We start from the raw sequence: 8912 nt of genomic DNA on the forward strand, positions 1-8912 counted from the left end.
GTGCTCATTGTATCAACGTCTGGGGTCCTGCGCAACCCAGCAGCGTGAGCCGCGCGTAAACACGGAGATGCAGCCCGTCTGTTTGAGAGAAAGGCTCGATGCCGCATCTGTCGTGAGAATCTGAATCATCCCGGTAACAGTATCATACGCGAATCCGGGAGAGTTGGCAGGAAGCGATGCCGCGGGGCCTACCGTTCCGACGAGAGCGGCTGTGACGAGTGCCAACGAGGGGCCAGACTGACTGGCGTTTCCTGCCCGGATGGTCGCGCTACGCGTCTCGACAGTGACCATCTCGCTGGTGTCGAGTGAGGCGATAGTCGATTGGAAGCGAGTGTCGAGTCCAGGAATGGGGGTTTGGACGTATTCAGAGGGAAGGTACACGTGGCTCGGTGCCAGTAGTCCGAACAGTGCATCCAGCTGGTCTGGGAGGTCTGCAGGGGACCCTGCGACCACGACGACGTCCAGTGTGTTAACGCCGAGTGCTGCGAGTGCACGGGCTGCCCGGTTGGCGGCTTTGCCGTCGGTGTCGAACAGACAGAGCCACGTGCCGATGCCCTGGGTGCGGACGAGGATGACGGTGCCCTGTTCGACGACAGGAAGGGTCACGCGCGTGTCGAATGGGACGGCACCGAACGCCCATACGAGTGAGACCAGGATGGCTGCTGCAGCCACGGGGACTCCCGCATGGCGCCGCTGACCGAGTCTCGGCCGGTTGTCTACCGAGAGGATGACGACCCCGAACAGAATCCCCAGGGAAAGGAGCAGGAACGGTGAAGGTGCAGGGACGTTCCGGTGTGACCCGGGGAGGCGCCCGAGCAGTTCAAGACAGCCAAACAGGATACTCGAGGCGCCGTTGAGGATGGGTGCCAGCAGTGCCGCGAGCGACGGAATCGTGAGGAGGAGCACCGACCAAGCCAGGAGGCCTATCAGAAGCAGTGAGACCGCGGGAATGGCCACAACGTTTGCCAGAAGAGCAATCGGAGCAAGGACATGGAATGTCGACACGGCAAGCGCTGCTGCGGGCAGAGACGCTCCGGTCGTCGAACAGAGAGATGACAGGAGTCCCCGGGCGAGGCGACCACTGACTCGAACGAGATGGGACAGAGGTTCGCCGATGAAGCACAGGCCGGCGATCGAGGCAAACGACAGCTGCAGTCCGATGTCGAAAACGGAGGCAGGATCGACTGCTGTGAGAATGAGTGCGGCCCAGGAGAGCGATGCGAGTCTGCCCACGTGTCCGCCGGACATGCGAGTTACTGCGAGAACGTACAGCATCACGAACGCTCGGTCGGCACTGAGGGGGAAGTCGATGAATGCCAGGTAGACGAAGGTGGCAACGAGAGGAGCCAGCGTCCTGCCGGTACTTCTCTCGGAGAACATCAGACCAAGGAGCATCGACATCACGGCGAAAACGAGTGAGAGGTGAAGTCCGGAAATGGCGAGCAGATGGCTGGTACCAGTGATGGAGAAGAGATGGCGGTCGACTGTTCCAAAGAGTCTGCGATGAAGAAGGAGTTCTTCGAGGAATCCGAACGCCTTGTAGCTCAACAGCGGGCGGGCGCGGAGTTCGACGAGGTCTCGTGCGTGTCCCGTCAACCGACCCCACCATGACGCAAGAGAGTGGCTGGGGAGAGTCTGGATGTCTCGTGCGAGAAACAGTCCGGCGGGTGGCGGACCGGGACGATCCTCTCCCGGGTTGAGAGCGGGACTGGCCGTGCCCATCTTCCCCAAGACACGTACCTGTTGACCAAATGTCGGCCCAGTGCGACGATCAGGCATCTGTACCTGGACGGTCACCGGGTGGCCGATGGGAATGCCGTTGGCCGTCACTGCCGACAGCTCAAACATTGCGCCTCCGGTGCTTCGCGCTACAGAAGGCGTACGAGCTATGCCTGTGACAATTGAGGTATCCAGGGGGAGTTGCCCCGAGGCAGAAGACTGAACAACTCGACTTGCCAGGGCAAATGATGGCCAGAAGAGAGAGAGTGCGAGCATGACGCGGATGAGATTGACTCGCAGGTGCCGAGTCTGTGCGAGATAACCTGCGCCCAGACCAGCCAACACAGCAAAGGTGAGTATTGCCGCAACTCGTGTCGTTCCGGCCGACAAAGCTCCGGCTACGACCGTCAGGGCTACGAGCGTGACGAGTCGCAGTCGTATCACGGCGGCTAGAGGGTGATGAGGAATTTCAGGTCTTCGTAGGTCTTGGTGCCGATGCCCGTGACGTTCTGAAGGTCTTCAAGTCGCTTGAACGGGCCGTGCTGTGCCCGGTAGTCCAGGATCGCCTGCGCTTTCGCTGGTCCAATACCGGGAAGCGTATCGAGATCGGCCAGTGTTCCGTGGTTGATACTAATGCGTGCATGAGTGTTCGATGGTGGTGACGTGGGAGACACAACGGTGACGGAGCCGTCCGGTGACTTGACAGGGACAGTGACTTGTTCACCGTCCTCGAGGCGGGCTGCCAGGTTGACCGCAATGAGATCTGCGTCGTTCGCAGCTCCTCCGGCGGCTGCCAGCGCGTCGCGGACGATGGATCCCTCCGGCAGGGTATAGACATCTGGATGGAGGACAGCACCAGTCACATACACCTTGATGGAAACCGGGGTCGTGGGCGTAATTTCCGCGCTCGAAGAGTCTTCGACAATCTGCGGGAGCGGGTTGGGCGTCGGTTTGATGAGGCGCGAGCCGACGAACAGCCCGGCGCCCATTCCCAGGGCGAGAACAGCGATGATCAGGACGATTATCTGATGCTTCGACAGTTTTTCCATTGCAGTGGAGACTCGCTCGTTGTCGAGCGTGCAGCCTCCCGCCTCCTTCATTGACGTCGAATGATTTCAGCTCTTAGCGGGAGCCCCCCATGACTGTGAGAAGATCGTACAGTTCCAGAAAGTCGGTGACCATCCCCTCGGTCCGCTGAGGGATTGGAGTTTCAATGATCCTGACAGGAGTCCCTGTCGGGATCATTGAGAAGGCCTTCGTCACATCGGCGTTCTGATGGCGTACGCATCCGTGCGATACGTCCTTGCCGATGCTGAACGGGTCGTTCGTTCCGTGCAGCCCATAGGTAGGGAGCGAAATGCCGATCCAGCGAACCCCCAGGCCGTTCGTCTTATCACGAAGGTATGGGGCGTACACCTTGCCTTCCCAGTACCAGTTAGGGTCGGCTTGCTTCTCAGTCACCTTGTACCTGCCGACGGGCGTGGCACTTTCGCCAGTGGTTCCGGTCGCATCCGGGAACGCGAGAGTGCCACCTGTAGTTCTGAGGACCGTGATGTGGAATGATTTGTCGACGACAACCTCAGTGACTGTGGCGCCTCGGGCCGACGGCATGGCCACGACGGCAAGAGCCACGGCGAGGGCTACAACGTAGAAGAAACGCGAGCGACGGTCATTTTTCATAGTGACTCCCATTATAGACAGCACTGCCCTGATAGCAACGAAGCCGGAACGAGCGGCAAATCAGAAGGGCCCCTTTCGGGGCCCATTATGTCCAAGAAGTGTTTCAACATCACAAGAGACAGTATGTCTTCTCGCCGAATGGTGCGGGGAGAGGGAGTTGAACCCTCACGACCTTGCGATCACTAGGACCTGAACCTAGCGCGTCTGCCATTTCGCCACCCCCGCCTGAAGGCTTGAGACTAACGCTCCAGAATGACCGGGATGACGATGGGCCGCCGGCGCGTCTTGTCGTATATATATTTAGCCGAGAATTTGCGTAAGTCAAGCTGCAAATCAGGCGTCGCGCGTATATCCTTGTTGCGATGGGTCACCATGAAGGCCTTCATCTCGCGAGTCAGGTCCGTCAGGATTGCGTCGTCGTCAGTCACGACGCCCTTCGTCACGATTTCCGGACCAGCAAGGATCTTTCCTGTCATCGTGTCAATGCTTACGACTAAGACCAGAATGCCATCTTTGGCCAGGCGGGCACGGTCAGTGAGAATAGGGCTATCGGGTAGTCCCAAGGCGAGACCATCGATCAGGAGTCCTTCGGCGGGTATGCGTTTGAGCGCAGTCAGGTGTTCGCTGTCTACTGTGAAGCACTGGCCGTTTTCGAGGATGAAGATGTGCGTGCCCGGGATACCGACGCTCTCGGCAAGTCGCTTGTTCCACAGAAGATGGCGATACTCGCCGTGAATCGGCACGAAGAACTTGGGGCGTGTCAGCGAGAGCATGAGCTTGAGGTCTCCCTGAGCGCCATGACCCGACACGTGGACCTTATCCTCTCGGCGGTAGAATACGTTGGCACCTCGGCGGAACAGGTTGTCGACCGTGCGAGCTACCATCTCCTCATTGCCCGGAATCGGATCTGCAGACAGCACGACGGTGTCGCCTTTCGTGATCTTCACGAAATCGTGTTCGCCGCGAGCAAGACGTGACAGGCCGCTCATGGGCTCGCCCTGAGTTCCGGTCGTGACAATGAGCATCTTGTCCTTGGGGACGTTCCCCATCTCATCCTGCTGGACGAACATGTTCTCAGGCATATCCATGATCTTGACCTTGCGGGCCACCTTGACAGAGCTGATAATGCTCCGACCGTCCACAAAGACCTTGCGACCCTGAGGGACAACTGCGTCCATGATCTGCTGAATCCGGTGGATGTTGCTGGAGAACGTGCTGAAGATGATGCGGCCCTTCGATTCGCGCACAATGCCGTCGAATGTGGACCGCAGGTCGCGTTCCGAACCTGCGAAGCCCGATTCTTCGGCGTTCGTCGAGTCGGACAGAAGCAGGAGTATTCCCTCGCGCCCCAGGGCGCTGAATTTTTGAAGATCAATGGGCTTGTCGTCGACGGGAGTCTGATCGATCTTGTAATCGCCGGTGTGAAGAATGATTCCCTCGCTCGTGCGTATGGCAATGGCCATGCTCTCGGGGACCGAATGGGTAACGCGAACGAACTCGACGTCCATGTTGCCTATCTTGATGCGGTCGCCCGCTTGGACTGCTTTGGTTTCGTAGGGCTTCATCCGGCCGGGGATGACGTCCTCGATAATGCCGAGGGCGAACTTGCTGGCATAGATGGGTGCGCGGACGTGCTCCAGCGTGTAGCCGAGAGCTCCGATGTGGTCCATGTGCGAATGTGTGATGAGAATGCCACGGATCTTGTCCTTGATCTGGTCAAGGTAGTCCATGTTTGGAATGACATAGTCGATGCCCTGCATATCGTATTCGGGGAACTTGAACCCCGCATCGACAATTACTGCATCGTCGTTGACCTCATAGACGGTCATGTTCTTGCCAATCTCCCCGAGACCTCCAAGGGGAGTAATGCGGATGATGTCGTGGTGTAGGGTGGTGTGTTGCGTGTGTTGCGATTGTGTTTTAGTCATGGTCATAGTGTACCCACTTTGTTAGCGTTGAAAAGCAATGCATTGTGGAGAGTCGTGTCAACCGTCAGACCCTGTGCCATCCGGTGCCGTCGCATCGAGTGCTTCCGGCTGTTCAGGGGGCACGGGATGGAATGGCGGCCGGCGTCTGAGGATCAGTGAGGCGATGATTCCCACGAGGATGATCGTGATGTCCGTCCACTGGTTTGGGGTCAAGCGGAGCACGTGGACGGGAATGTAGCGGAAGAACTCTACGACGAAGCCGGTGGCGCCGTAAAGGTACAGATACCAGATGAAGACTTGGCCATCATAGCGTCTACGCTTTCGGACGACCCAGAACAGAACGGCAAAGACGAGAAAGCCGGACGCGGAGTTGAAGAGCTGAGCCGGCCAGATACTCTGACCGAGCAGATCGCACTCGGACAAGGGGTTGGTGAAGATGACTCCAAGCCATGATGTCGTCGCTGTTCCGTTGCAGCAGCCATTGAGCCAGCAGCCGACCTTGCCGATTCCAAAGGAGAGGGCAAGCAGGGGAGCGACGATATCGGCCATCCGCCAGAATCCCATCCGCCGACGCCGAACCATGAAGTGTGCAGCGATGACACCGCCAAGGATGCCTCCAAAATACGAGAGGCCCCCTTCCCAGATCGCAAGGATGCGGAGGGGGTGAGCGAGATACCACAGGACGTCGGGAGATGTCAGAATCCAGCCGATGCGAGCGCCCAGAATGCCGCCGATAACGGCAACGATGGCCAGGTCCAGCACATCATCAGTGTTGATGCCCTGGCGTCGTGACTCGATGTACACGACGGTGATGCTGATGGCGATCGAGACAGCGATCATGACACCATACCAGCGAACAGTGAGGTTTCCAATGACAAGAGCTATAGGGTGCATCGGTTTCTCCTTTGTTGGTTTGCGAGCTTGCAACATTGAAATTATAGTGCCAATCGCCTGAGCTGCCAACCCAGGCCGCTTCGATTCCTGATGATGCAATGCGCGATTGGAGAGGGAGCATGTGGCACAGGCTCGAACCTGCGCGTTGCGTTGACCGCTCTGCGGTGCTATAACCTCAAATATGGAAGATACGCAGCGCATGTTCCAGGGGTTTGAACCGTCGAGCTTGGACGAGTTCGTGGGTCAGGTTGCGGTTGCAGGGCCCGGTACACCGCTTCGGAAGTTCGTCAGTGATCGTGTACCGTTCAGTGCGATCATCTGGGGCCCTCCGGGGTGTGGGAAGACGACGTTCGCGCGGCTGGTAGCTGCACAGTTGGGCGAGGAGATGGAATACGTGACTGCCGTCTCAGCGGGCCTGCCTGAGTTGCGTCAGATTGTGGCTCGCTATGCAGGGCGTCCCTTCGTTCTGGTCGTAGACGAAGTTCACCGGTTCAATCGGGTTCAGCAGGACTTCCTTCTACCCATGCTGGAAAACCGGCTGATGACATTTGTCGGCCTGACGACGGAGAGTCCCTACGCTGCATTGTCGCCTGCTTTGCGCTCGAGGATCTTCATGCTGCGATTTGGGCCGCTGACCACGGCCGAGATCACCCGTGTCCTCACACACGGCTGCGAGAAAGCAGGCATGCAGATAGGTGGAACAGTGTTGAATCGCGTCGCGGCGTTCAGTTCAGGAGACGCGCGGGTCGCCATCAATGCTCTGGTATGGTTGTACCAGTCAGGAAGCCTCGTCGAGGGAGCAGATCTGAATGAGCTGCTCAAAGAGGTTCCAGTCGCCAAGAACTTTGAGCAGGAACACTATGACCTTGCCTCAGCATTCATCAAGTCGATGCGTGGCTCGGATCCGGATGCTGCGCTGTACTACATGGCGCGCATGATCGAAGCGGGAGACGACCCGCTCTTCGTGGCTCGGCGCATGATTATCTTCGCGGCAGAGGACATCGGCCTGGCGAACCCCTTTGCTGTTGTGATGGCGGCGGCGGCGTACGATGCGGTGCACGCGGTGGGGTTGCCTGAAGCAATGCTCAATCTGACAGAGGCTGTCATCTATCTTGCGGGGACCCGCAAGAACAATTCGGTGCTAGGTGCCATGCGTCGTGCGCGGGACCTGGCCCAGCAGACGAAGAGCGTCGATACGCCGGTTCAGCTCAAGAACAGTCGCACCGGGCAGGCATTGTACAAATACCCGCACAGTTTTCCTGGCAACTGGGTGGCTCAGGAGTACTTTCCTGACGAGGTGCATGACCGGGCCATTTATCTGCCCACTGGAGCCGGGTACGAGCACGTGATCATTGGGTACTTGAAATCGCTTCGTGCGAAAAAGCCGGAATAGGCACTGGGGAGTCCGACATGCAGACAGGGTACTGGGAGGATGGCAGCAAGCTTCAATTCGATGGAGTCGTGACTGCAGCTGCGGAGACGGAGCGCGGCCTTGTCGTCCGATTCGAGAAAACATACTTCTATCCGGAGTGTGGCGGACAGCTCGCTGACGGAGGAACGGTCGGTGGGACGACCATCCTTGACGCCCAGCAGGATGACGCGGGTCCGTATGTCCTCCTACCTCCGGGATTCTCTGCCGACGTTGGTCAGCATCTGTTCTGCGTCGTCGACGCCGAGAGACGGGGACGTCACACGCAACTGCATTCGGCTCAGCACATTCTGAGCAGGTTGCTGGATGAGAGGGGTATTCGGACGCTGTCATTTCACATGACCGAAGAGGAGGCCAGCATCGAGATCGAGGCCACAACGGTCAGTGACAAGGTCTCAATGGAGATCGAAGACGCCGTAGAACGAGCCATCTGGCGATGTCTACCCGTCGAAACGTTGTTTGTGGACGCGGCCGACGTCGCAGCCTACGATGTGCGCAAGGTACCCGAATTTGCGGGTGGACCGCTTCGTCTTGTTCGCATCGGGGATCTGGACACGAATCCATGTGGCGGGACCCATGTTGCGTCGACCGGCGAGATCGGTGCGTTCGCCATCGTACGAACGGACAAGGTGCGTGGCAACACACGTCTCTATTTCGTTGCGGGACGGACGGCGACGGCGTACCACAGGCGAAACGACGTCGTGCTTCGGGACATCGAACAGCGGCTGACGTGCGGACTTGGCGATATCTCTGCTTCGATTGTGAAGTTGCAGCAGCGCGACCATGATGCTGCCAGGCAGGTCAAGGGTCTGCTGGCGATGGCCGCGGATGAGCTTGCTCACCAGGCACTGGACGAAATCGCCTCACACGGTGTTGCTGTGATGGTTCTCGACTTGGTCCCCACCGAGCTCGCCCGTATGGTGGCAGCCAGGTTGACGTCGGCTCCAGGTCCACTATGCGTCCTCATCTACCCCGGCAGCGGAACTGACGGGCAATTCGTCTGCTCGGTGCCGACCGGAAGCGAGGCCTTGCTGGCGACCTTCGGTGCACGGATGAAGGAAGCTTTTGGCGCCAGGTCGGGTGGCGCAGGAAGAGTGATTCAGGGAAAGGTAGACATACGTCTGACGCCGGATCAACTGCGACCTCTTCTGGTTGCAGAATGAGCATCGCCTGCGAGCAAACGGCAAGTTCGTATTGCATCATCTACAAATCATCGTGAACGTGTGAGTCATTGCATCATCAAAGTATCTCCTCTATCGTAC

Annotated in this window: 7 protein-coding genes and 1 tRNA gene; 2 read left to right on the forward strand and 6 right to left on the reverse strand. The window is 58.5% G+C overall.

Annotated features, from left to right (window positions below; all coding sequences use genetic code 11):
- Positions 1-12: 12 nt before the first annotated feature.
- From C0398_03845 to lgt, 6 genes are all read right to left on the reverse strand, one after another.
- Positions 13-2163, reverse strand: a complete 2151-nt coding sequence (locus tag C0398_03845; protein MBA4365124.1) for a hypothetical protein — start codon at positions 2161-2163, stop codon at positions 13-15.
- A 5-nt stretch (positions 2164-2168) separates the two neighbouring features.
- Complete coding sequence (locus tag C0398_03850) at positions 2169-2819, reverse strand: transporter (protein ID MBA4365125.1); 651 nt, start codon at positions 2817-2819, stop codon at positions 2169-2171.
- Between the two features lie 22 nt (positions 2820-2841).
- Positions 2842-3330 carry a hypothetical protein gene (locus C0398_03855; protein MBA4365126.1) on the reverse strand — a complete coding sequence of 163 codons (489 nt, stop codon included), beginning with the start codon at positions 3328-3330 and terminating at the stop codon, positions 2842-2844.
- 208 nt (positions 3331-3538) lie between these two features.
- Positions 3539-3624: transfer RNA gene (locus C0398_03860), tRNA-Leu, on the reverse strand.
- Between the two features lie 14 nt (positions 3625-3638).
- Positions 3639-5333 carry a ribonuclease J gene (locus tag C0398_03865; GenBank protein MBA4365127.1) on the reverse strand — a complete coding sequence of 565 codons (1695 nt, stop codon included), beginning with the start codon at positions 5331-5333 and terminating at the stop codon, positions 3639-3641.
- A gap of 51 nt (positions 5334-5384) precedes the next feature.
- A complete protein-coding gene (lgt, locus tag C0398_03870; protein ID MBA4365128.1) occupies positions 5385-6422 on the reverse strand; it encodes a prolipoprotein diacylglyceryl transferase in 1038 nt (345 codons plus the stop codon).
- Here lgt and C0398_03875 point away from each other — a divergent pair.
- Positions 6403-7614 carry a hypothetical protein gene (locus tag C0398_03875; GenBank protein ID MBA4365129.1) on the forward strand — a complete coding sequence of 404 codons (1212 nt, stop codon included), beginning with the start codon at positions 6403-6405 and terminating at the stop codon, positions 7612-7614. The two genes, lgt and C0398_03875, sit on opposite strands and share 20 nt — an antisense overlap.
- A gap of 17 nt (positions 7615-7631) precedes the next feature.
- Positions 7632-8813, forward strand: a complete 1182-nt coding sequence (locus tag C0398_03880; protein MBA4365130.1) for a hypothetical protein — start codon at positions 7632-7634, stop codon at positions 8811-8813.
- The last annotated feature ends 99 nt before the right edge of the window (positions 8814-8912 follow it).

Source organism: Coprothermobacter sp. (genome assembly GCA_013824685.1).
Lineage (GTDB): Bacteria > Caldisericota > Caldisericia > Cryosericales > Cryosericaceae > Cryosericum.

Excerpts from the sequence above, each read along its gene's own strand:
- C0398_03880 (MBA4365130.1), top strand. The coding sequence starts at position 7,632 with ATGCAGACAGGGTACTGGGAGGATGGCAGCAAGCTTCAATTCGATGGA.
- C0398_03875 (MBA4365129.1), top strand. The coding sequence starts at position 6,403 with ATGGAAGATACGCAGCGCATGTTCCAGGGGTTTGAACCGTCGAGCTTG.
- C0398_03855 (MBA4365126.1), bottom strand. The coding sequence starts at position 3,330 with ATGCCGTCGGCCCGAGGCGCCACAGTCACTGAGGTTGTCGTCGACAAA.
- C0398_03850 (MBA4365125.1), bottom strand. The coding sequence starts at position 2,819 with ATGAAGGAGGCGGGAGGCTGCACGCTCGACAACGAGCGAGTCTCCACT.
- C0398_03865 (MBA4365127.1), bottom strand. The coding sequence starts at position 5,333 with ATGACCATGACTAAAACACAATCGCAACACACGCAACACACCACCCTA.
- lgt (MBA4365128.1), bottom strand. The coding sequence starts at position 6,422 with ATGCGCTGCGTATCTTCCATATTTGAGGTTATAGCACCGCAGAGCGGT.